This window comes from Paenibacillus sp. TCA20, from assembly GCF_000732325.1.
In the GTDB taxonomy this organism is placed as follows: domain Bacteria; phylum Bacillota; class Bacilli; order Paenibacillales; family Paenibacillaceae; genus Paenibacillus; species Paenibacillus urinalis.
Genome location: NZ_BBIW01000007.1, coordinates 63,589 through 88,415 on the forward strand (window position 1 = coordinate 63,589; position 24,827 = coordinate 88,415).

The following is a 24,827-nucleotide window of genomic DNA, read 5'->3' on the forward strand; positions in this document are numbered from 1 at the left end:
TTGCGCTTTCAAAAATTCCATAACTATATAACCGAACTAAAGTAATAACTCATTGGTTCTTTGCCATAACCTTCGAATCAGAATCACAATCGTAACCCGATTGAAAATACGACAATATCAACGTTAGCGTCCTCAACTTTAGATCAATCTATATCTTCTCACATTTCAAGGCAGTATGAATATACAGCACAAGAAACGTTCCCCCGTACATGCTACCTATGTAGTACCAGAGACCACTAGCTGTACGCATGACTTCAGTAGTTCCCCCAGGGCAAGCGGCAGATCACACTTCCCTTATACCGAAGGCTACGTTCCCTTTACAGGGTAACCCATCCATATTTAATGGAATTGATAACGGCTTGTGTACGGTCATCCACTTCCATTTTTTGCAGAATGCTGCTGACATGGTTCTTCACTGTCTTCTCACTGATAAACAGGAACTCACCAATCATCTTGTTACTCTTACCTTCCGCCATCAAACGAAGTACTTCGGCTTCACGACGGGTCAGCGGATTGTTATCGCCTGCAACGAATTTGACGCCAGCTTCCTTCACGCCGCCTTCATTCATAGCGCCTGTCTCATTCAAATATGTCATCCGGCGCAGCTGCATAATGAGCTTGCCTGTTACTTTGGGATGGATAAAGGCATAGCCTTCATGCACAGAACGGATTGCGTTAATAAGCGACTCTGCCTCCATGTCCTTCAGCAGGTACCCGTTCGCGCCCTTGCGCAATGTTTCAAATACATAGCTCTCATCATCGTGAATCGATAGAATAATAACCTTCACGTCCGGGAACAGCTCTCTCAGCTTCTCCGTCGCTTCAACCCCGTTCTCTACAGGCATATTAATGTCCATAAGAACGATGTCCGGCTTACTCTGGTTGCAGAACTCCAATACCTGAATGCCATCGCCGCATTCGCCAATGACCTCGATATCGTCCTCCATGTTCAAGATTCGTTTCAGACCCTCACGAAACAGCTGATGATCATCAGCCAGCAATACCTTAATGTTACCCCTTATCATGTTCTGGTTTTCCATCCTGCTACTCCTTTCCCTTTTCCACGTTTGTCGGGATATGAATCACAATCTTGGTGCCTTGATTCTCTCCTGATTCAATTTCCATTCGGCCTTCGAGCAGCTCGACTCTCTCACGCATCCCAATCAGACCAAAGTGTGAATGGTCCTTGCTCTTCTGTTCCAGCAGTTCGGGCTTAAAGCCAAGCCCGTTATCCTGTACAACAATCTTAACGAGTTGTGCCTGAAAAGTGATCTCCACCACGACATAGGTCGGGTATGCATGCTTGGCTGCATTCGACAAGCCTTCTTGCACTAAACGATAAACGGCAGCCTCCATAGCCGAAGACAAACGGTGTTCCTTCCCTCTGGTTTCAAAAAGCGCGCGAATTTTCGTTTTTTCTTCAAAATCCTGCACGTATTTTCGAAGCGTGGGAATTAAGCCTAGGTCATCCAGTGCCATTGGACGCAAATTGAAAATAACTTTGCGCATTTCTCCAAGGCTTGAACGAACCTGTTTCTTCAAATCTACTATTTCGGCCTGCACCATCTTAAAATCCTGCTTAACCAGCATTCTTTCTACAATTTCCGTCCTAAGCACTAAGTTTGCAAGCATTTGCGCAGGGCCGTCATGGATTTCCCGGGCGATTCTTTTGCGTTCTTCTTCCTGGGCCAGGATGATCTTCAGACCGATCATTTGTCGATTCTTGGCAGACTCGATGATTCGGGTCACCTGACCTAATTCCCCTGATAGATACTCCATGACAACATTCATCTGCGAACCGATAGTCTCTGCCCGCTCTACAGATTCCTCAATGCTTCTCGCACGCTTCTGCAGATCGTCACGGCGTGCTTTAAGGTACATTTCCTTCTCTCTGTAAATCATCAAATCCAGCTGAAGCTGTGTCGCCTTCTCATAAGCTTGCTTGATGTCATGCTCGGAAAAGCGGACGAAATCCCGGCTGACCTCTGTCAGCCGGATTCGGGACCGGCGGAAATTAAGCTCAAGCTGATCGACCTTCTCGATCGTTTCCGCCGTCTCTTTCAGGATCGATTGAATCTCCTGATTGAGCGTCTTCAGCTCCGTACGAGCTGAGTCCATTATTTCAAAAATCTGATATTTACTACTTTCCATGACCTGCATGGCGTTTTTTATGACGCGGTCAATAGCATCAGCTTGAAAGTCCACAAATTTTCGACTCCATTCCTAACGTTTCCAGGATATATCATACCATATCACGAGTCGATAGTGACGGTCTTCGTTTTCTGTTCCCATTTTACGGTAAGGCCAAGTTGTTCAGATACTAGTCTGAGCGGGACCAAAGTCCTACCACCGGAAATATACGGAGCCACACTCGCGCTAAGGCGCTGCCCGTTAAGGATAAATTCCTTCTCGTTTACTGTAAGATCAATCAGCTTGCCGCCGCGGAGAATGGTCACACGCTGGTTCTTGCTGTCCCAGGTGGCTCTGCCTCCGAATACATCCAGCACATGCTTGATTGGTACATAGGTTGTGTTGTTCTTCAGCACAGGGGCCGCATCGATCGCCTTCTTCGTTCCATTGAAGGTCACCGATTTCTGTCCAATGACAAACTTGGCAGTCCCTGTAGGTAATCCTGCTTCACTAGATAGCGAAGGCATGGTCAGAGCAATATTATCAAACGCTACCGTTCCTGCCATCGCTCTCTCATCCTGACCTTCTTCAAGATTGACGACATATACCCGCTTCAGCTTCGCCGGATAAGCAATACCTGAACCGCTTAGGTCGACATTAATTGTCTTCCAGCCTGTCCAGTTGATATTGCGCGCAAGATCAACGTATACCGTTTTACCGTTCGCATCAATCACCTCTGCCCGCAGCCAATTCAAGCTGTGATCGCCAAGCACGTCCATAGACAGCGCCGTTGCGCTGGATTCGATTTGTTTACCGGAAGTGCCGTTTAGCTGTGCATAAGCATACATTTTACCACTTCCGCCGTTCATATCATAGCTCAGCTCAAGCACTTTGGAGCCCGACTTCTCGCCAGTTCCGTTAACAACGCGGGCTGCCCCGGTTACGCCGGAAGCATTCGTTGTGAAGTTGATCGGATAGCCTACATTCTCAAAGTTTTCCCACATTGTTTGTCCCGCAGTCGTAAGGACGACAACCGTGCTGAAGCCGTCATAGCGGCCGATGGCATAACCCACTGAGGCGCCCGAATTGACAGAGGATACAGTGAGTGTATCGCCCGATACACTTCCCTTAAATCCAACGAACTCCCACTTCAAGCTGTCTGCCGGAAGGGAGACGGATTGTCCGTCTTTGGTCGTTGCTGTAATCGGAACAGAGATGGCCGCTCCTTTTTGCAGCGAACCTGTACCAGCTCCAGCCTTAAGTGACTTCAGATTGCTTGCCCCCACAACCGTGATCTGCATCTTGGCACTTGCCGAGCCGCTCACTGCAGTTAGTGTTGCTGTACCGCCGCCTTTAGCGGTTATTTTACCGCCGCTTGTGCTAATAACATTGCCGTTACTGGACTTCCAAGTTACTGAAGCACCGCTCATGTCATAAGGATTATAATACGTATCGTAGCCCTTGAGGCTGTAAGATCCTTCCTGTCCAACGAGCATGGAGGACGTTCCGCTAATCGTTAGTCCCTTCAGCTGCCCCTGTGGTGCCAGAGAATATACACCTAGACCATTAATAACAGCACGCTGCTCTGTGCCATATTCCGTTGCAAAAGCAAGGCCTGTGTTCATTTCACCGAGCGGTCTCGTAATCATCGTCGTTGAACCACCGCCGTCAAGGTTCATGCCTTTCCACACGCCAATACTTACCATGAATTTCTGCAGCTCAGACAGTGACATCCCCGAGCTTGAGCTATTATCCTGAACCGCGATCAAATACACATATCTGCCGTCTTGAGAATACCCCACTGCCGTGCGAGCTCGGTAGCCGCCAATACTGGATACATCTCTGGAGAAGGAAGCGGCTTTACCGCCATTCACCAGAAGCGTATGCCCGCCAATCATCATATCCAAATTGTCCGGATTCACGGTCTGTCCCGTGGTCTTCGCGATCAGCTTATAATCCGCTTTAATGGATTGTCCGACTGCCAGATTCGTATTGATCCACTCCCCTGCCGTACCATGAGCGCGCAAAATATAAGCGCCCTCTGGAATGGACGTGCTCAGTGGAGTTTTATAAGAAAGTTGTTGAATCACACCATTCTGTACCAGCACTTCTGTAGCGGCAGCTGTTGCCGGATCATTCGGACGCTTGAGCGAAGTCCATGCGGATGTATAAATATACATCGAATTTGCATGACTGTATCTGACAGAGCCGGATTCCAGCGTATAATCTTCCTTGTTCATCCCTCTCAGCTTGAAGGTAGACCCATTCGCAGCGGTAACGGAGCCATCGAAGCTGTATTCATCAATCATCGGCTTGCCGTCCTTAGTTACCGTTAACGCCTGCATACCCGACAGCTCGGAAGGAGTCGACATCAGCACTCCATCCATGACCTGACCGCCAATTGGCGCACCTTCTCCGCTCACATTAAAGTAATCCCCATTCACGCCGGCTACTGCGCCGGTTTCCTTCACCATTCCCCCAGTGCTCTGTTTGCTGTTGAACTTGCCTTGTTTACCTGTCATCACATCCAATTTCACATTTGGATTATTCAAATCCACTTGAATCACATTCGCCAGTACGCTTGATGAAGCCCCTGATCGTGTTGTTGTATATCGATAGTTGATCATTTTGGCTCCCGCCGTGATCATCTCTTCTGATATTTTGGTTGTGCTTGCCGCCATGGCTACACTTGATATTTGAAGAGTATCCTGCAGCACCTGTCCTGTTCCAAGAACGGGGGTAACCCATAATACTCCTGCGATCGTCACAATCATCCACTTCTTACCTGACATTGCCGTCAGTTTCCCCGCTTGCTTCCTCTCTTTGCTCATAAAAAAGCGCCTCTCCCATCTTATGTGCTTTCTATTATATGAGTTCAGCTCCGCTAGTCTCTGTAATAGAGATTCACGGAGCTGAAGACACGAACATCCTCTCAATAATAGACTGCTAAAAATGGAAAAAGTTACGCTCTTTATCTAACTTTATGAACAGAATCTAGCAATTTGAACAGATCGATAGCTTTTGTTGAAATTCAAATGTATCCAAAGGAATAACTCAACTGTGCAAGGCTGCCCAGCCATAAAGCATAAATCTATTTATTTGGTATAAATGCTCAGCATTCTAGTAATCATGACTGCCGCTTGGGCACGTGTCGCATTTCCGCCCGGTTTAAATGTGTTCTGTGTCATGCCCTCGATAATTCCTTGCTGGACAGCCTCTGCCACGATATTTGGTGCTTGAATGTACACACGATCCTTGAACTTGCTCAGGATGCTGTTCGGTGTACCGTTAAGTGCCGATTCATGACCGCCGTAGTGCAGCGCACGCACCATCATAATCGCCATCTGTTCACGCGTGATCAGCTGGTCTGGTTTAAAAGTACCGTCCTGATGCCCTGTAATGATACCAGCCTTGGTAGCCGCTCCAATATATGCGCCGGAAATACTGTAAGGAACGTCTCCAAACCTGCGTGATTCTTCAAAGTTACTATCTAGTCCAAGACTTCTTGCGATCATTCCGGCAAACTCTGCCCGGGTAATTGGCCGGTCAGGTTCATAATTTGATCCTCCTGGCTGATCAATGATCCACATCGAAGCCAGTCTTTCGATGGATGTTCTTGCCCAGTGGCTATTCATTCCTATATAGGTGACAGGATGACTGGCTGGAACGACCGCTTGATTACCAGCTAGTTTCGCTTGAACAATTTGAGTATCCCTTGTCTTGGTCATTTGGAATGGAACCGGACTTAATCTCTGAATCGTGTTGTCCATCTTCACCAGCCCAAGTGTGCTGCTGCTCACAGTACCACTCAATCTAAGGTACAGCTGTCCGTTATACGTTAGGGCTGTCTTGAATGTTGATGAATCGTTAGAGATATAAATGCTTGCATCCATAATGCTGGACAGCTTAGATGCTGAGCTTTGACCGAGTAATTGATCCATAGCTACTGAAGATGAAGGAGTCACTGCCTCTAACTGAATGTACAGTGTAGATCCAATAATATTTGTATTCGCAGCTCCGGCTATTGTATTCAGTTCAAGCTGGTCTACAGGAAGCGTGTACAGCACATCACCATAACGAACTCCAATGACAGATCTAGAATTCAATCGTTTAATCTCATCGAGTGCCTGCAGCTTGAAGCCAACGACAGCAGCGCTCTCTGTCTGAGGAACTTCAACAGCTACCATCGGTGTGCCTCCGGAAGCATTGATATACGAATATGCTTGTTTAAGCAGTTCAGTGCTCGGCGTATACGCATTTACGCTGCGGTTATATTTCGACATTGCTGATGACTTGGCCGCTGCACTACTGTTCAGCACATAGCCTGTCTCATTAAAGAGTGATGAATCGAGAACAGAAAGCCCATTGGGCATACTGGTCGATCCTCCGCCTGTTGAACTGCTCGTCCGGTTCTGAAGCGTGAATGGTCCAAAGCCGGTAAGGGTCTCTCCTTTGGCTGATTTCAGCGGTATCGCTCCCGGTGAGTAAGCAAGCGTGACATTCTGACCGGCATATACCGGAGCAGTGAGTGTTATGGTCACGGTCTGATTCTGCACCGAAGCAGATGCAACTTGAACACTTTGACCACCCGCCATGATTGTGAACTGGGATGGGGTGATTGAGCTTTGTGTTTGCATCGTCTCAGACATGGTTAAGGTTACTGTTTGACCTTGAACTGAAGCCTGTTTTACACTGCCGCTCCCATATACCGTGACCGGAATCAGGTCAAGATACCCTGCAGGATTATAGTTCAGATCCGTCAATCGCTTCACACCAGGAATATAGGATAACGTCACATCCTGATTAACTGCGAGTGAATTAGCAAGCGTTAATTCTACGGTATCCTCATTGACCTCAACGCTATTCACATATAGCGGGCTTCGATTAACGAGAACAGAGAACTGGCTTTTTAATGGAAGATTATCCGTTCGCAGTGCTTCATTATATTGTATGTAGAGTTTATTACCTCCGGCCCATGTCTCTACGAACTCAGGGGCTTTGGTATCATAGGTGTTCCGGACAAAGAAATCACTAAACCCAGGAAGCGCCTGTTCTCTATAGTCCTTCAGCGGATAGGATCCTGGCGTATAGGTTACTCGGATAACCTCGCCGTCAGTCACCGCCCGACTTAAGATGAGCGTAACTGCCGAACCGCTGCTTATTCCAATACTGCTGACACCTATACTGCTGCCATTCGCAGTGACTTGGAACTGATCCCGGGCATTGGATGCAGTCACCTTAACACTTTCAGTAAAGTACAAATATAGTGTGTTGCCGTACACTGTGCCTTCTCTCGGCTTGGATAATACAGAATCCAGATCATTCACAATCTCGCGATTCGAGAAGGAGGATGCCGAGTTCCCCGACAAGTCCTGAACCGGTCTTACACCCGGCGAGTAGGATAATCGGACAACCTGACCTACCGCAACGCCTGTATCCAGCATGACATAGACGGTGTCCCCGGATACACTGACATCGCTGATCCCCCGATTCTCGCCGTTCACCGTTACGGTGTAGCTGGAATTCAGCGGCTTGACGCTAGTACTGAGCACCTCATTATATGTCAATCGAATCAGGGTATTGGTGTACATTTTGGAGGACTGCAGTACGGGAGCAGTTGTATCCCGTGTAAATGTCTTGAAGCTCCACGATCTGCTTCCTGTTAGTCCTGCAAACGTATTGCCTGCTGCATCTCTAAAAACACCACCTGGTACATCAATCTGGTATGTTGTATTATACTCCAGTTGTCCAGTCGGTGTGATGATAAGCTGCCTGGGATTGGATGAATTAATGACGGTACGTGAAGCGACTTCGGATCCGCCTGCCTTACGAATCGTCACAGATCCAGTGTAGCTGGGGTTCAGCGCCTTGTTAAATGTAATTGTAAGCGACTGATCCACCGGTGCACTCATACTTCCATCACTAGGAGACAAGGACGATACCGTAAGCGCAGATGTATCGGTTGACACCGTGAAGCTCCAGCTTCCCTTAGCTATGGGCTGACTTCGATTCTGATGGGCATCCCAGAATGCCCCTAAAGGTACAACCACATCGTACACAGTATTATTCTCTAATGCTGCTGTTGGTGTGATGCGAATCGTGCTCGTTCCTCCGCCACTGACTCGGGAAGAGGTGACAGGTATTGTATCCACAACCTGATTGTTCGATCGTTTAATAATCTCAATGCTGCCTGCTGCTGGATACATGTCTTTGCTAAATTTCAGAGCAAGCGAAGAGGAAGGAAGTACTCCTGTCGCATTATGCGCAGGTGTCTTCTCCACGACAGTCACTTCTCCCATCCCTTCTGTCCAGAACCGCCATGTAGCCGCATCCTGGATCCCTTCAAAAGAGACATCCTGCTCGTTCACAAATACGCCGGGGTCAATCAGAACATAATATCCACCACTGTTCAGCTGAGCTGTACCCATATCGAATGTAACGTATGTACCATATCCGTCTGAAGGAACTTCTGTCCCGTCTTTGTGATCATATATTTTCACTTCTGTATCCATATCAAATTGCTTGACCATGCGATTGTCAGACAGACTCTGAATCTTCACGGATCCGCCGTCCTGTCCTTTTCGTACATTCTCTGTCAACTGAATTGCCAGACTCGGCTTCCTTGGCACCTCAACTTGCCCTGAGTACGGGTATAACTCCTGTACATTCTCAATTTGAGCCGCCATTGTCTGTACTGACTTCAACTGCGAGGATGTTGCAAGCTGCGGGCTTGCCTGCAGCGACATGGTTTGTCCTATTGTTATCTGTACTGGTGCTTCAGCATAGCTTGTGCCTACTCCTGCACTGACAGCAATCTGGAGGGTCAAGGCACAGACCAGCATCCATGATAATCCCTTTTTCATTATGCAGCACTCACTCCTTTCAAATTTACATCCTAAATACAGACCTCTTCTTTACATCGGTCATTTGGAAAATATAGTTTAGCGATTGGAATCAGCTTCCCAACCATTTCTGCACAGCAAAAAGCCCTCGATGGCAATCCATCGAAGGCTTTAAATCAAGCAGCTCTCTTATTCCGAGCTTATTCTGTTCCGTTCATTTCGTCTGCAATGGCTAATTATAGACCCGCTTGGCTCTTCAATACATCTGCTTTGTCAATGCGTTCCCAAGGCAGATCAATATCAGTACGGCCAAAGTGGCCATATGCCGCCGTTTGCTTGTAGATCGGACGACGCAGATCCAGCATACGAATAATGCCAGCCGGACGAAGGTCGAAGTTGTTTCGCACAAGTTCAACCAGCTTCTCTTCACTGATCTTGCCTGTGCCGTATGTATCGACGTTGATCGATACCGGATTCGCTACGCCAATCGCGTATGCAAGCTGAATCTCCGCCTTATCAGCAAGTCCCGCTGCTACGAGATTCTTCGCTACATAGCGTGCTGCATAAGCAGCAGAACGGTCTACCTTAGTAGGGTCCTTACCGGAGAAAGCTCCGCCGCCATGACGAGCATAGCCGCCATACGTATCTACAATAATCTTGCGTCCTGTAAGTCCTGCATCCCCTTGAGGTCCACCGATGACAAAGCGTCCAGTCGGGTTAATGAAGTATTTCGTTTCACTATCCAGAAGTTCAGCAGGAACGACAGGAGACAATACATGTTCTCGAATATCAGCCTGAATTTGCTCAAGCGTAATATCTTCGGCATGCTGTGTAGATACTACGATGGTGTCCACACGAACCGGCTTGTTGCCGTCATATTCAATCGTGACTTGAGTCTTGCCGTCCGGACGAAGGTAGCCAAGTGTGCCATCCTTACGAACTTCAGCCAGACGACGAGCGATACGATGAGACAGAGCAATTGGGAGTGGCATAAGCTCTGGTGTCTCATTGGTTGCAAAACCAAACATCAGACCTTGGTCACCTGCACCGATATTTTCTGTTTCCTTCTCCATTTGAGCCGGGTCACGGTTCTCTAGTGCCGCATTTACGCCCTGAGCAATGTCCTTGGACTGCTCGTTCAGGGAAGTGAGTACAGCGGAAGTCTGGTAGTCAAAACCATATTTCGCACGCGTATATCCGATCTCTTTAATGGTGTTACGCGCAATGGCCGAAATGTCGATATAATCAGCTGTAGAAGTAATCTCACCGATAACCAGCACAAGTCCAGTTGCAACAGATACTTCACAGGCTACACGGGCATTCGGATCGGCTTCAATAAATGCATCCAGCACTGCGTCTGATATCTGATCACAGATTTTATCTGGATGTCCTTCAGTTACAGACTCTGATGTGAATAAGTGACGCCCTTTAACAGACATTGTAGTAATCAACCTCCCACATATATGGATATTATGGTCTTTCCCCCATACGTTTATCCTTTAAACAAAAAACGAACCTTTTCCACCATGGAAAAGGTTGCAGTACATCCTCATACGACATGTTAACGTATTTGTCAATCCGTGTCAATCTGATAAAGTATGAATATTCCAGTCGGATATTACGGTTTTATTGTCCTTTTTACAGACAGAATGTAGTGATGCTTCCTACAGATTAGGTATCTGGAAGGAACTAGACTCCGCCGATCGAACAAGGCGTTTCGTAATTTCACCGCCAATAGATCCATTTTCTCTAGATGTCAGGTAGCCCCATCCAGCAAACGAAGATTGGCCACTCGTAGATCCCAGCTCGTCTCCGAATTCGGTGTCTGCGCCTCCTGCATGCGAACCTCCTGTGTAAATACCAAACTCCGCTGCGATTTCATATTTCATTTGCTCCAGCATTTGACGGCATTCCGGAACTAATTTGCTTTTGTTTCTTGCCATGATCTATGCACCTCCTGTGTATTGTTCTTGCAGGTATATTGTTTGTAACTCAGGGGCTTTATAGACTGGCGAATCATTGTTACTTATGGAAAAATGACACACAATAAGCAAAACATCCATAGATGAAATTGCAATTAAAAGGACACATTGGGCTGATCTCTCCAATTAACTTAATCCCTCATATGTAATAAAGCATCCAATTATCAGTCAAGTTGTAGCTTTCAGCTCTCTATAAAAAAGACGTTCCGCCTCATATATAATATGAAGCGAAACGTCGCATACTAACCCTATTATTGCAATGTATAAGCTCCCCGAACCATAACGGTAAGATTGTACTTATTACCCTGCTGTACTTCAATGCCTCTACCCTCACGAGGGAAAGAGAGAAGATGGTTGTTCGTAATTGCTGTTCCATTGGTCAAGTCCTGTCCTGCAGTCAGATCCGCTACACCGTTCGCATCTGCAGAATAGATAACAGCCTTGCCGCTGCGAACAATAAACTCTGTGCCAGCTCCCGCAACAAGGCGTTGGCCAGGCTTCACCACTACGATCTTCAGTTCTTCGCCTGCACTTGGGGCTGATGGCTCAGATGGTCCCGCACTACCTCCACCGTTCAGTGCATTTTGTATCGCCTTATCTACATAGCTCTTCGTAACGACAGGATCATCGGCTGTTCCCGGCTGAGAATTAACCGATGCACCGTCTGCCGTAATATTCATAACGGATCCGATCCATATTCCACCGCCGATTGCGACGGCAGCCATACCTAATTTCAACATGCGCTTCATGATGTGTTCCTCCTCTAATCTATCAAACCCATAATTAATATGATAGAGCGATTTTGCCATATAGACAAGAAGAACTTGGCAACTAAAGTCTATTCTTCAGGAATTACAGCAGGAAGCCGATTAGGGTTATAGTACATGGACTGTCCTGCGATCTTTAACTTCTCCCCTTGGAACTCGTCATAGACTGATATTTGGTAGGTTCCAGCTCTGCGGTCTTCAAAGATCCGATCATCAATTGACCAGGACAGAAGCTGGTTTGCTCCGAGCTTCATGTCCGTGCCTGGAACCAGTTCCTTGGCAAAGACTCTGCCGGTAGAGTCAGCGATCTCCACAATGAACTTATGCTCATTCTCAGGTAGACTATACTCGTTGTTTTGGCTAAGCGTATAGTACCATTCAATAGATACATTGGATCCGCCAGACAGGTAAGAATCAAAGGTATGTGTCTGTACCTGATAAGGAAATAATTCAAAATTCTGAATCGTTGCTAATGCCGTAACCTGCTGAGGGCTGATCTCAAGGGATGCAGCATTAACGTAGCCAGTCGACACCTCTTTGACCGGCGTCAGCTTGTCCTCTGTCACTCCCTCACCCACGATAAGGCGCATATCGGAAACCGTCACTCGTTTAGGGACCTTTGTCCACATCGTGACGATACTCTTGTCTTCAGGTCCTGCCGGATAATCGATCTGTTTGACATTTGCTTTGAAATAGAGGCCGCTGGAAGACATATAATATCCGCTGAGCTGAGACAGATCGGCTTGACGATTCTCCATATTGGTCATTTCAAGCTCTGTATACACAAGATCAGTCGTTGTCCCTGGATAGACGAGGGATTTTCTTGTTTTAATCTCTGCTTTTTTCCCTAGTGTCGTTAAGGTATATGCTTCATCCTTCTCAATCTCTGGTACCTTTGGAATAGCCCCAATATTTGTAAGCTTAATCCACTCTGTGGATTCTTCCCCTACCTTCTCTTCAAGCGCTACTTGCAGCTGAGCGATATCCAGCGATGTAGGAATTTTCGTTACAAGATACATATCAACGGCTTGCCCTGGTCCAAGTAATGAAGCGGCCTGGCTCTTGATCAATTTGGTGCTGCTCGCATCCTTCGCTGCATCAATGGTGTACACACCTTGCAGATCTGGGAGATGAAGAGTCTTCACCGAAGTGTTCTTAATGGTCAGCTTGGCAGAGAGCAGATCCCCGTCTGTCCAAGGCAAACGTTGAATGGATGACCAAGTCACACCATAGGTTCCACTGTCATTCTTCACGGAGATCTCTCGCCCAAGCGTATTTTGCAATGAGGATGGCTGAGGAAGAATATACACCCCTGCCGGATAACTATAAGCTGGTGCTTTGCTCTCTGGATCTTCCGATTTAGGTGTATTCATAATCAGCTTGAGAGCGCCTTGTGCAACTTCATAGGACACCGAGATATCCAGCTTAATTGTCTTCTCAGCACCTGGCTGTAAAGATAGATTCTCCAGTGCTTTGGTTGTAATCGGATAGGAGTTTCCGTTTCCGCTCTTTAATAAGAATTCATATTTCGGCACCGTAATGGTTTCTTTACTAATGTTCTTGAATTTAAAGGATAAGGATAAATCATTGCTGCCATAACTCTGACTGACAGTCGCTGCTTCAAGCGTCGTTTCAAGCTTCAAATTCCCTACCGTGACTTGTCTTGGTTTAAAAGGTTGCGTCGCTACGGTCTGTGTTGTACTTGCCGCAGGCAGTTGCAAGGTAGCGAGTGGCAGTACGGTCTTGGCTTCGCCTTCCTCCTCTACAACAATGAGCTCCGCTCCCGCCAGCTTGACCGACTTCGGAATACTGGAGAGCAGCTTCAATGTCTTATTCTCTTGTGGCTGAATACTAAAGGTGGCATCTGCCGAATCCAATAGCAGCGGATAGTTACTGCCCCCAGCTGTTCTCAGAATCCATTTTGCTGTAGGATTCTCCAGCAGTTTGTAGCCTGTATTATGGAGATTCACACTGATCTCTGCATAGTTGTAATCCGAACCCGAATGAAGCTCAAATTTTGATACTTTAATCTTGATCGGAATATCGTTGAGACGAATGGTCTTGGATTGTTTGACTGGTGTAGACAAAGTATACGATGCCGGCACATTAAACTGCCCTAGATGGCTCTCATAGTTCGTTTTACTGAAATCCCATTTGACGATCTGGAACAGGAGATCACTGACTTTCACGTTCTTTCCGACCTTTACAATATAGGTAACTGAAAGGGACGAGCCAGCAGCTACACTTTTCTTTACCTGATCCCGTGCAATGAGGTTGGGAGAATACAATGTTCCGCCCTTTGTCTTCACTTTGGTCCAATAATCGATAAGCATTAATGTCTTGCTGTCATTATTCTGATAGGTCAGGGTGTAGGTGAGGGTCTTGCCATCTTCTTGCGTAAGTACATTGAGATCGGTAAGTTTAACGATGCTCTTAGATGTTAATTTAACGGGTTTGAGGTTATTAAGTGTATGTATCGGTTTGTCACTTTTTGTCGATGATGAAGTGGGGCTTTTGCTTGTTGAGGAATTCTTTGATGTTGAGGTTGATTTAGGCTTACTAGCCGATGCTCCGATTTGATTATGATCGGAATTGGAGTTCATTAAGCCTGCTCCAAGTAGTTCTGCTCTTGGCATCTGCCCGCTATACAGTAAGTGTGATGGAGTTAATGTGGATGTGTCTGAATAAGTGGACGCTAACGGATGAAGCGGGAGAGCTTGTACAACTTGATCTGGGTCAGGAATTGAAACAAGCTGCGTTCCTATTAAATCGCTTGATTCATCTGATACAGCCCCTACGGAAGTCGCTTGTCCGATTATAAGTATCGCAGCGGTGATCCAAAGTAAGGCTTTTTGAGTATGTTTATGATCCACGTCTGTACCTCCAATTGTTTCCTTTTTTTGAAGTTACTATATAGACGCTGGTTTCGATAGAAAAGTTTCTTTTGAATTAAAAAAGAAGAGGTGGAGACCACCTCTTCTTTGTTTAGTAGTAATTATTTTGCTACAAGACCAGTTGTACCGTCATAATTAGCTACTGCTTTACCACCTAAATCAGTCAGGTAAGTAGCACCATCGATAACAACACGGTATACAGTTTCGTATTCTCTTTCATCATCCAGAGTAATAACGACGTTTGAACCGCTGATTGCTACTGAGTAATCAGTTGCTGCTGACAACACTTTGTTGTCATAGTTACGAGTCAATTTAATGTCACTAGCTGCAAGAGCTGGGTTAACATTCTTGATCGCTTCAGAGTATTTAAGAGTAATTGTATTAACTCCAACTTCAGGGTTTGCAACAAGAACTGGAGCTACAGAATCAAGTACATTAGCTTGTTTAACTTCAAGCGGTGTACTGCTAGAACCAGCTGCAGAGCCTGCAGTTGTAATCAACTTAGTCAAATCTACTTTCAGATCCAGACCTCTAGCGTCTGTTTCAAGATCTTTGCTAAATTTAACTGTTACTACAGAAGTACCATTAGTTTCAACAGCAGTAACTGGGTTATCTTGAGTATAAGTTACAGCACCAACTGTAGCTTGAGTAATACCAGCTGTGAATTTAATTTTCACTGTTTTTCTGTCAACCAATTCTGCGTATACAGTCTCTGCAACAGAGCTGTTGTATTGAGCGAATCCTACAGTTTGGTTATCAGTCAAGCTTACTGTGTTACCACCTTTAGCTTCGGTAAACTCTTTAAGAATGTTACCAGCAAGGTCAGTAACGGATCCTACAGTTACACTTGCAATATTAGCAACGCCAGCAGATGATCCATTACCAGTAGCAAATTGTACAACATTGTTGTTAATTCTTTCAGCGAAAGTAATAGATACTGCAGTACCATCATTAATTACAGAGATATCAGCCATTGCATTAGTCAATACAACATTATTACCGTTTAGGTTAACAATGTAGTTATTGTAATTTGCAAGTGTTACAACATTCATCTTCTCACTGAAAGTAATTACTACACGTTTTTGTGCATTACTAACTACCTTGGAATCGACTGTCGGAGCAGCTGTATCGCCAAGAGTTACTGATCCAGAGAAGTCCAGCATAGTATTTTGCAAACGAGTGTTATCTTTCAGGTTCTTAACAGTGATATTATTAGTACCAGTAGCTAGGTTATTGTACAATTTAACAATAACTGCTTTATTATCATTTGGATCAAGTGCAGCGGATTGTACAGCAAGCACAGTTCCATCCGGCTTAGTTACAGTATAATTTCCAGTTGCAGTTACGCTTGTGCCAAGCAATTCTTTGTTAAATTGAACGCGAATTGTTTTAGCATCTGGAGAAGTAACACGAGTAACCTCTGGACGAGTTTGATCAACTACTGGGTTCACAGAAACTGTTGTACCAGAAGCGATTTGGTTACCGGAGTAATCTTTAACACCTTCAACGTATACTACAATTGTTCCTGTAGGAAGTACGTTAGTGTCAACGAATTTGAATTTATATTTGTTATCAGCAACTTTTTCGAAAGAATCTGCAGTTTTCTTGGAATCTCCAGACTTCCAGTAGATGTTGGAAGCAGAAACTGTAGATGCATCTACGTCTTCAGAGAATGTAAGAGTTACAGACTCAAGAGTTGCTTCAGCAGTCGTTACAGTAGGTGCAGCTGTATCTTCTACTACTTCAAAGTCAAAGGATTTAGTCAGGGATACGAAACCTGCGAAATCTTTAACTGCGGATACAGTAACAGAATGAGCTCCTACAGCAAGAGTAGAAGTAGAATATGGAGTCAAGATAACGGATTTGTTACCTGCGCCAAGTTCAACTTTACCGAAGTACTCTTTACCGTCGATTTTGAAGTTAGATTGAGTCAAACCATCAACTGGCTCGCTGAACTCAATTTTAACAGATTTAGTTCCAAGGGATTTAACAGCAGTTGCTTCTGGAAGTTGGTTGTCAACTGCAGTGAATTCCACATTAGTAGCACTGATTGTTCTGTCGCCAGCTTTAACATTGGATACGGAAACAGCTTCAGTACGGTTGTTAGTCAAAGTTCCTTCAAGAGTCAAAGTTACTGTTTTCTTGTCAGCAGACAAGGAAGCAGATTTAACTACTTTACCAGATCTCAGGGAGTAGTTAGCAACTTCAGTTGCAGTATCTTCATCAACTTCACCGTCGAATGCTACAACTACTTCTTTAAGGTTGGAAGCAGAAGCTTTATCAACTTTAGTTGCAGAAGTAACTACATAAGTAACTTTCTCAGTGAATTCTTTTTCTTGGTAAGTAAATTTAACTTCAGTTTCTTTGTTAGCTTCAAGAGCTTTATCCAAAGTTACTTTTACAGTTTCGCCGTCAGTCAATTTGAATTCTACAACTTTACCAGCTTCGGATACAGTGTAGGATTCAACGGACAGGCTCAGTTCTTGATCAACTGCGTAAGCAGCGCCTACAAGAAGTTGGCGAGTAGCGTTGGATTGGAAGTTAGCGTTAGCGTCAACCAGACCTGCGTTGATTGCTGCTTGAACATAATCTTTAGCCCAAGCGGATGCGCTGTTAGTGCTTCCAGTTGGTACTTCAAGATCAAGCGCACGTACAAGTACAGTTGCCATTTCTTGAATTGTTACTGGGTTAGAAACTCCGAAGATTTTCTTAGTAGAGTTAACGCCTTCCATGATACCTGCAGCGTAAACTGCTTCTACATAAGGAGCTGCCCAGTGGTTCTCACCGTAGTTTTTGTCTTTGAAGGAGTAAACGCCTTCTACTTCTTTAAGACCCAGAGTCTTAGTGATGACTTTAGCGAACTCAGCGCGAGTCATTTGTCTGTCAAGGTGTGCTTGACCGTCTGGGAATCCAGAGAAGATCCCTTTATCTTTCAAATAGTTGTATTGCGCGTTTACATCAGTAAGACCAGTTTGACCGAATGCTACAGAAGCAAACATGGAGAATGCCATTGCTGTAGACAAAGCCACGGATAAAATTTTCTTCATAACCTTTTTTTCTCCTCCTCGAGAAATCATCACATGATTATTTTCTTTATGATTGCTAGTACTAGTAAATGGGTTGCCCGTGTTACTCATTAGCCGATACACCCCCTTTCCAGAGTTGAGCAAGTAAATCCATATAAAATGATGTCTGTGATAGATCACAGAAACTAGTAAATATAAGCCAGGGTAAGAAAAAATAGAGTAGTTTCCTAATCCTACCTATCGTATTATACAATGTGGTTCGGAAGACGTAAAGAAAATTTTTCTAATAAATAGACAAAATTCTCCACGAATCTCTTTCCTAAAATCCTCCATCGTGTTTGGCTCTACATCTTAAACGCAGTAGTTTCTAAAAAGTTGCGAAGTTTCAAAAAAAATTTTCCACTAATTTTAAAATCATGGGATTGATCCTTCAATATTCTATATCGGTTCCAAATAATTGATAATGAATAGCGCGTCAACTCTAAGTTATATGTAGCCATAAACAATTTTAGATTATCCTTCAATTTATGTAACAATCCAAATAAAATTCGGAATTACCTCAAAAGATATAGAAATCGCAACAAAGCGAATGAAAAACATACAAAAAAGGTGCCGAATCTCGGCACCTTCATCTTCTACATTATCCAGTTGTTTACTTAATCTTCATTGCCAGCTCGATGATGCGAGCACGCAGCTTAGGGTCGGTATTCAAATTCTCGTACATATCCTCGATCGGTTTCTTATTATCACGGTATGTCTTCTCGTGCTTGATCGTAACATGGGACCATTCAATAAGTTCATTCTCTGCTGCCATCAAATTATTATATGCATCGTGGAATCCAGTCTTCATAACAAGACCTTCCATAACTTCCTGCGAGATCTCCTGAGTCTTGCGTGCCTTCTCAATCTCTACTTCCAGAATCGCCGCTTGTTTCTCAAACTGTGTCTTTGCCTTCATGTAGCCAAGCTGAGCTTTCGAATAGATTGCTTTCATCAGATACCTTCACCCTTTAGCAAAATGTGTATTTTACGCTATTGTATCTTATTATCTATTAAATTACAAAATCTAGTTAATGAAGCTTTCAATAAATAGAATAGAACTGCCCCTCAGAGGAGCAGTTCTATCTCTGTTAAACGATTTTAGCTTAAATTATTTGGAAAAAGTTTATTACTCTTTTTGAACAGCTCCACAGCGATTTTCGCTGCTTCTGCACGTGTCAGGAAGCCCTGCGGATTAAAACTGTACTGCTGTTTACTCTGTCCTGCAACCGTAATTGCATTCCCTGTCATAATCTTTGCTTTGTTTACTGCAAGGACTGCAGGCTTCGCATAATAGTTAATACTGCCGGAATCCACATACAGCTTCGCAAGATTGTCCGTAAGCTTGCTGTCATTAGCAGCTAGTTTGAGCTTCATTGCGCGGGCGATCATGACAGCCGCTTGCTCACGAGTCAGAGGCTGGCTCGGTGCAAATACGCCTTCCGTTAATCCCGTTACAATTCCTGCTCTTGCTGCTGTTTCAATATGCTCATAATCCCATGTTTCGCTTCGTGCTCCAGGCACCAGATCCACGAATGTTTGATTATTGTCGTAGTTCAGAGGCAGATTCATACCCTTAACGAGCAATGTAGCGAATTCACCGCGTGATGTGCGATCGTCAGTACCAAACTGATCAAATCGGATATTCTCCATCAAGCCTTTAGAATACATCGCGTTCAAAACGTTTCGGGCCCAGCTATGATTCGTAATATCTGTATAACTGCGACTAAGCTTCATAACCACATAATAGCCAAACTCATCAAAGGGAATAGTAATTGTATGGTTCTTCGCATTAACAATACCGCCTACATTTACCCACTCACGATCAGATGTATATTTAAATACGGTGATTGTGGAACCCACTTCATCAACCACGCTACTGTTATAAGTAAGTGTCAGTTCACCACGCTGGGATGGAGTAACCTCACGTTCAGCTGCAATTGTCGGATCACCATACAAACCTTCAATTGAATATGGTGCAAGTCCATTTGTAGGCGGCAAGTAATCTGCAGAACCTAATGTTCCACGTTCCCCGAGTCCTCCACTGATCCAGTAAACATTAGAGATCGTCGTAAAGTTCTGTTTATCTCCAGAGGAAGATCCGAATCGCAAGAAGTACTCATCCGGAATATCCCATACCGGCAATCCTGTTTCATCCGCAGAAAGACCGTTATTCGGGAAACCGATAATGTTACCATAATCATTTCTACGTTCCACTACACCGTCTTTTGGATCTGCGAGACCGAATAGCAGCTGTGTTGTAGGATAGTATTTGTTAATTCCTCTTGTATCCGTCGATTGCATAATGGTTCCCTTTGGAAACTCAAGCTCTAAGCTTTTGTTAAATACACTGTATTTATTAGCTACTTTAGGAGCCATGTACTGGGAATCTACAGCTACTGCACCTGTGTAATACACCGATATCGTATCTTCAAGTGTTGTACTTCCACGTACAATCTCAATATCAATATCATTAGCTCTGTCTTGCTTGAGACCTACATAATCATACAAGAAACGATCATCACCTAGATCTGTTCTCTTTACAGCTGGCTCTCCATCAATCAATACTTCAGTGGCACCTTCAGCTTCAATATCAAAGCGAACAAAGTTCTTGTTCACAACATATGCTCCATCAACCGTTGGCTGTGGTGCTAGCAATCGATAAGGCTTAACCTCACGAACTAGCTGGAGCTGCTGACTTGTCTTCGCACCTGTACTATTAATCAATTCAAGATTATATACATAAGTTCCAGGCGTTTCGGCAGGCAAGTTCTGCACACGGATCACAAATTCAGCCGTGCTGCCAAAGTACTCGTATGCATAAGTCTTATTATTATAAGTAAATTCGTTTGTCTGCTTGATTACTGTATCTGTGACATCTAGTGAGAATAAATTTTGCGATCCCAAATTCAAGTTTACCTTGGATGCTCCATTACCACGAATGACGATATCATGCTGCTGAAGACTTGTTGTATACGTACCGCCATTATAAATGAAATCAGGAGTCAGGTTAAAAATCTTTGCCCATTGTTCATTATCTGTATATTCCAGCGGGAAAGTAACTCTATTATTGCCTACAGCTGGCTGAAATTTATCAATGTTTGAAATATTCTCGTCCAGAATATAGACCCGGATTTCTTTTCGTACAACTCGGTACTGGTTGTTATCATCTGCTACAGTTCCGGTAAATACAATTCGGTTCTCACCATAATATAAAGGTCCTGTGTCAGCATTGACCTGCAGATTCAAATTAAACTTCCCATTGGTCAGCCATGTAGTTCCAACACTGGCTGGAGTTGTTCCGTTTACGAATACTTCTCCTTTGAAAGCCGTACTGCTAAGATCAAACCCGATGTACTCCCCAGAAACCTGCAGGTTCGTTGTCTCATTCGAATCAATGGTCACCGTCTGTCCGTCCGTCAGGTTGGAGACATAAATGTAAGTCTTGGAGACAAATGAAATGACCGCGTCCTTATACTGGGAGGAACCAGTGTATTGGAAGCGAACAGTTTGATTCCCGTTTTGGAAGCCAGAAATTCTATAAATATACTCGGTAGTTGAACCTTCCACCGGACCTACATAATTGATCGTCATATTGCTGCCCACAGGCAAATATTTAGCTGATAAAGAGCTAGGTGTAGCAACAGGAGAATTTGTCTTAACGGAAATGTAGAAATCACTAGAATCCACATTTGCTCCGTTGAGATTCTGTTTGGAATAAGTAGCCTTACCATCTGTACCAACCGTGTAGCCGTTCAAGTGATACAGCTGACTGATTACAACTTCTCCTTGAGCAAAATTGAAATTAGCCGCCTTGTTTACCATTGTCGAGCCGTAAGTGATATTTAAGGAGTGTCTTTGACTTCTTGCTGTCGTTCCATTTGCATCATCAAGAAAAGGAAAGTTCTGAATTGCAAAAGTAATTAATCGGTAAGCGGAGGTCGCTCCTTCAACACCTTGAATGACAACATCGCTATTGCCTGCAGTGACCAGCTTGCCTGAGCTGTCTAGTGACAGGGAAGAGAAATATACGGGAGTTACATCAAGGCCATTTAGCTTGATTGACTTACTCACAGCATCTCCTTCATCGGGAACCAAAGCCTGTACATACAATGTCGCTGTATCTTCCGCTCCTGTCCATGTCGGTGTTCCTGTTAATAGATTATTTGCATTAAGACTTGAATCTGCCAAGTACATAGAAACAATCGGATTGCTAGTATCAAAATAATACAACGAATGATTTACCGTAATCCGATCTGAACCATTCTCAATAACAAGAACGATACTGTTCAGTCCTGGATTTAGTGATAGTTGTGGAGAGTAGAACGTTCCATCTGACAATAACGTCGTCGCTAGTGCTGATCCGCCATTCAGTGCTACCGTTGCTCTCGTCGCATTTTGTATTTTACCTTGAAGGGTAATATCCTTTCTCGGGATAACCACCTGAGTTCCCTCGTTCAAGGTTACTGGTTGGGACAACCCTAGTACACTTAGGCTCTCTACATATGGAACCTGGTCAAACAATACATAGAAGCTCTCTGACCGAGTCATATTGCCTTGTGTTCCAGAGAAAGTAATTTCATTCATGCCTGGATACAGTGTAAGTGTAGAAGTAAAACGATTCTCCGGACTGTCCAGATCAAGCTGGATGGTACCTGGAGTTACTTTGGAAGTATCACGTGTCCACTTCGAAGTAAGTGGATCCCATGTTAGTTGCTGAATGCTGGCACTGAGTGTAGAGCCTGTAACTTTGGTGTACGTACCCGTTGCTGTCAGCATTTTCTCTGTTACTTTATATGCATTCTCTCTACTCAGTAATTTATCCGTTCCTTCGAGCTTCAACTGAACTGTGTTCTTTAGAGTCTCGATATCCGGAGCAAAATAACTCGTAGATACATTATCAGCTGCCTCTGCCTTATTAACCAAACCTGGGGGGAACAGTGAAACAATAAGTGTTACTAACAGCAGCCATACCATCGGCCGTTTGATGCGCTGCATATAATCTCTCCTTTAAAATTAGTTACCTCTTATATCGGACAGGCCTCCTTAAATATGAAGAAGTTTCAACAAAAAAAGCCTTATTCCCTAAACAGGAACAAGGCTGGTTAATAGTAGTTCAAAGGTTTAAATTATAGATTATATAATAACTGTTCATTTCATTTAAGATTTCGTACGAGACTCGGATGCCTTCACTCTCAGCTTCATGAAGAAGTTGATCAGCGGACGTTTGGTTTTATCAATCAAACCGATGACTTCTGCACCGATCTGCAGGAAGAACATCATGACACAGATCACCACAAACGTAACCCAGTTGGCTTCATGCATTGCTGCAGAAGACTGGATCACGGCAAGTACGCCGAAGAATGCGGCAATGCCGTAAATGATAAGCACCGTTTGACGGTGACTGAAACCAAGCTCACGTAGACGGTGATGCAAGTGACCTTTATCCGGTGCGAATATCGGCTTCTTGTTCAGGAAGCGGCGAAGAATCGCAAAGAGCGTATCAGATAATGGTACAGCGATAATGATCAGCGGTGTGATCAGGGATACGACAGCAATCTGCTTAAATCCAAGAAGCGAGAGCATCGCAAGACTGAAGCCTAGGAACAGTGATCCTGTATCTCCCATGAAGATCTTGGCCGGATGAAAGTTAAAGAACAAGAATCCGATAATGCTGCCAAGCAGCACAAGACAGATGAGTGCAGTCGTGAAATTCCCCATAATAAAGGACATGACCGCAATCGTACCAATCGCAATGGCAGACACACCCGCGGCAAGACCGTCGAGTCCGTCGATCAAGTTAATCGCATTCGTCACACCCACAATCCAGAAGATCGTAAGTGGAATCGAAATCCATAGTTCGAGTGATGAGTAAGCATCAGCAAAAGGAATATTTACAAAATCTATACGGATCTGAAATCCGAACACAACGACACACGCCGTAATAATCTGAGCTAAAAATTTGACCTTGGCCGACAATTGGAACCGATCATCTAGCGCACCAATCAGGGCAATCATTGTACCGCCAATCATAAAGGCTTGGATGAATCGGGAATCTCTTGCAGTGAAGTATTCCGAAACAAACGGAAGTAGCGCCAGCATCGTGACCATAAAAGCAAGAAAAATACCGAGACCACCGAGTCTAGGCATAATCTTGGTATGAACCTTGCGTGCATCAGGCACATCAACAGCTCCTACATTTACCGCAAACTTCTTCACAAGAGGCGTCAATCCAACCGCAAGTCCAAGAGCCACGATAAATCCCAAGATATAGAACTCTAACATTTGTTCATTCAACCCCCAATTTTTAAAAACAAAGAATCCTTCACAAATCTGTCCATGACCCAACTGAACAGCATTATACTCTCTTGACCTCTGAATTACTATTCTTTTTTTCTAGCAAAAAGCATTGTTTTTAACAGATCTTCCTGTATTTACACGCTGTTTACACTGTTTTCGTCACATTTTCTTTCTCTCGTTTCACTTTCAATACGAACTGCGGCAAGGCAAGCATTCGCTTGGCTCGCTTCGGTTCCTTGAGCAGCCGGTACAGCCATTCTGCTCTGAGCTTCTGGAATACAACTGGCGCTCGCTTGGATCTGCCGGAAATAATATCGAAGCTGCCGCCCACGCCCATCATGAGTGGAACGCCAAGCTGCTCCTTATATTTACCGATCCATGGCTCCTGGGTATCCGCGCCACGTGCTACAAACAGCAGGTGCGGCTCAGCTGCACGAATCTGCTCAATGACTTCCGGATCCTCGGACTCACCGAAGAAGCCATCGCGATATCCGCACACCACGATGCCAGGATATTGCTCTTGTAACCTGCTTGCTGTCTCTTGAATCACTTCTCCTGTAGAACCGAGCAAAAACACTCTCCACTGATAGGATTCACCAACACGCATGAGTTCATGTAACAGATCAAATCCGGCGACACGCTCGGCTACAGGAACACCGCAGTATTCAGCTGCCCAAACCACGCCGGTCCCATCGGGAACGATCAGTTCAGCGGATTTCATAATTTCCATATATTTTGGGTCATTCAGTGCAGCCATAACCATAATGGGATTCCCAGTAATGATCTGATGCGGCTTGCCTGCTTGAATCGTTTCTGTTAAATAAGCCACGGTGTCCTTCATGTTCAT

At 44.6% G+C, this 24,827-nt stretch carries 13 protein-coding genes; all 13 read right to left on the reverse strand.

The genetic code is table 11. From position 1 onward, the window contains the following. Window positions 1-317: 317 nt before the first annotated feature. The 13 genes from TCA2_RS14665 to TCA2_RS14725 all read right to left on the reverse strand — a co-directional run bounded on the left by TCA2_RS14665 (window position 318) and on the right by TCA2_RS14725 (window position 24,827). Window positions 318-1,040: a response regulator transcription factor gene (locus TCA2_RS14665; protein ID WP_047912369.1), complete on the reverse strand. Its 723-nt coding sequence runs from the start codon at window positions 1,038-1,040 to the stop codon at window positions 318-320. Between the two features lie 4 nt (window positions 1,041-1,044). Further along, complete coding sequence (locus TCA2_RS14670) at window positions 1,045-2,205, reverse strand: sensor histidine kinase (RefSeq protein WP_047912370.1); 1,161 nt, start codon at window positions 2,203-2,205, stop codon at window positions 1,045-1,047. 47 nt (window positions 2,206-2,252) lie between these two features. Continuing rightward, window positions 2,253-4,961 (reverse strand): stalk domain-containing protein, encoded by a 2,709-nt coding sequence (locus tag TCA2_RS14675; protein ID WP_047912371.1) that lies wholly within the window; start codon window positions 4,959-4,961, stop codon window positions 2,253-2,255. Window positions 4,962-5,225: 264 nt separating this feature from the next. Then, window positions 5,226-8,993 (reverse strand): SwmB domain-containing protein, encoded by a 3,768-nt coding sequence (locus TCA2_RS14680; protein ID WP_052512034.1) that lies wholly within the window; start codon window positions 8,991-8,993, stop codon window positions 5,226-5,228. A 215-nt stretch (window positions 8,994-9,208) separates the two neighbouring features. Beyond that, on the reverse strand, window positions 9,209-10,411 hold the full coding sequence (metK, locus tag TCA2_RS14685; RefSeq protein ID WP_047912372.1) for a methionine adenosyltransferase: 1,203 nt from the start codon (window positions 10,409-10,411) through the stop codon (window positions 9,209-9,211). 225 nt (window positions 10,412-10,636) lie between these two features. Then, window positions 10,637-10,915 (reverse strand): alpha/beta-type small acid-soluble spore protein, encoded by a 279-nt coding sequence (locus TCA2_RS14690; protein WP_047912373.1) that lies wholly within the window; start codon window positions 10,913-10,915, stop codon window positions 10,637-10,639. 290 nt (window positions 10,916-11,205) lie between these two features. Further along, window positions 11,206-11,703 carry a hypothetical protein gene (locus tag TCA2_RS14695; RefSeq protein WP_047912374.1) on the reverse strand — a complete coding sequence of 166 codons (498 nt, stop codon included), beginning with the start codon at window positions 11,701-11,703 and terminating at the stop codon, window positions 11,206-11,208. A gap of 89 nt (window positions 11,704-11,792) precedes the next feature. Beyond that, entirely contained in the window at window positions 11,793-14,594 is a 2,802-nt protein-coding gene (locus TCA2_RS14700) for a hypothetical protein (protein WP_052512036.1), read from the reverse strand. 122 nt (window positions 14,595-14,716) lie between these two features. After that, the gene (locus tag TCA2_RS14705; RefSeq protein WP_081872516.1) at window positions 14,717-17,752 is read right to left on the reverse strand and encodes an S-layer homology domain-containing protein; all 3,036 of its coding nucleotides are present in this window, start codon (window positions 17,750-17,752) and stop codon (window positions 14,717-14,719) included. 541 nt (window positions 17,753-18,293) lie between these two features. After that, window positions 18,294-18,635 (reverse strand): hypothetical protein, encoded by a 342-nt coding sequence (locus TCA2_RS14710; protein WP_047912375.1) that lies wholly within the window; start codon window positions 18,633-18,635, stop codon window positions 18,294-18,296. Window positions 18,636-18,781: 146 nt separating this feature from the next. Further along, entirely contained in the window at window positions 18,782-22,678 is a 3,897-nt protein-coding gene (locus tag TCA2_RS14715) for an S-layer homology domain-containing protein (RefSeq protein WP_047912376.1), read from the reverse strand. Between the two features lie 162 nt (window positions 22,679-22,840). Continuing rightward, window positions 22,841-23,965 carry a glycosyltransferase family 4 protein gene (locus TCA2_RS14720; protein ID WP_047912377.1) on the reverse strand — a complete coding sequence of 375 codons (1,125 nt, stop codon included), beginning with the start codon at window positions 23,963-23,965 and terminating at the stop codon, window positions 22,841-22,843. 160 nt (window positions 23,966-24,125) lie between these two features. After that, the gene (locus TCA2_RS14725) at window positions 24,126-24,827 is read right to left on the reverse strand and encodes a WecB/TagA/CpsF family glycosyltransferase (RefSeq protein ID WP_152557764.1); all 702 of its coding nucleotides are present in this window, start codon (window positions 24,825-24,827) and stop codon (window positions 24,126-24,128) included.

What these genes read in the sequence shown, in the direction of transcription:
- TCA2_RS14675 (WP_047912371.1), bottom strand. Translation starts at nt 4,961, where the DNA reads ATGAGCAAAGAGAGGAAGCAAGCGGGGAAACTGACGGCAATGTCAGGT.
- TCA2_RS14725 (WP_152557764.1), bottom strand. Translation starts at nt 24,827, where the DNA reads ATGAACATGAAGGACACCGTGGCTTATTTAACAGAAACGATTCAAGCA.
- TCA2_RS14710 (WP_047912375.1), bottom strand. Translation starts at nt 18,635, where the DNA reads ATGAAAGCAATCTATTCGAAAGCTCAGCTTGGCTACATGAAGGCAAAG.
- TCA2_RS14680 (WP_052512034.1), bottom strand. Translation starts at nt 8,993, where the DNA reads ATGAAAAAGGGATTATCATGGATGCTGGTCTGTGCCTTGACCCTCCAG.
- TCA2_RS14695 (WP_047912374.1), bottom strand. Translation starts at nt 11,703, where the DNA reads ATGAAGCGCATGTTGAAATTAGGTATGGCTGCCGTCGCAATCGGCGGT.
- metK (WP_047912372.1), bottom strand. Translation starts at nt 10,411, where the DNA reads ATGTCTGTTAAAGGGCGTCACTTATTCACATCAGAGTCTGTAACTGAA.
- TCA2_RS14690 (WP_047912373.1), bottom strand. Translation starts at nt 10,915, where the DNA reads ATGGCAAGAAACAAAAGCAAATTAGTTCCGGAATGCCGTCAAATGCTG.
- TCA2_RS14665 (WP_047912369.1), bottom strand. Translation starts at nt 1,040, where the DNA reads ATGGAAAACCAGAACATGATAAGGGGTAACATTAAGGTATTGCTGGCT.
- TCA2_RS14715 (WP_047912376.1), bottom strand. Translation starts at nt 22,678, where the DNA reads ATGCAGCGCATCAAACGGCCGATGGTATGGCTGCTGTTAGTAACACTT.
- TCA2_RS14705 (WP_081872516.1), bottom strand. Translation starts at nt 17,752, where the DNA reads ATGAGTAACACGGGCAACCCATTTACTAGTACTAGCAATCATAAAGAA.
- TCA2_RS14720 (WP_047912377.1), bottom strand. Translation starts at nt 23,965, where the DNA reads ATGTTAGAGTTCTATATCTTGGGATTTATCGTGGCTCTTGGACTTGCG.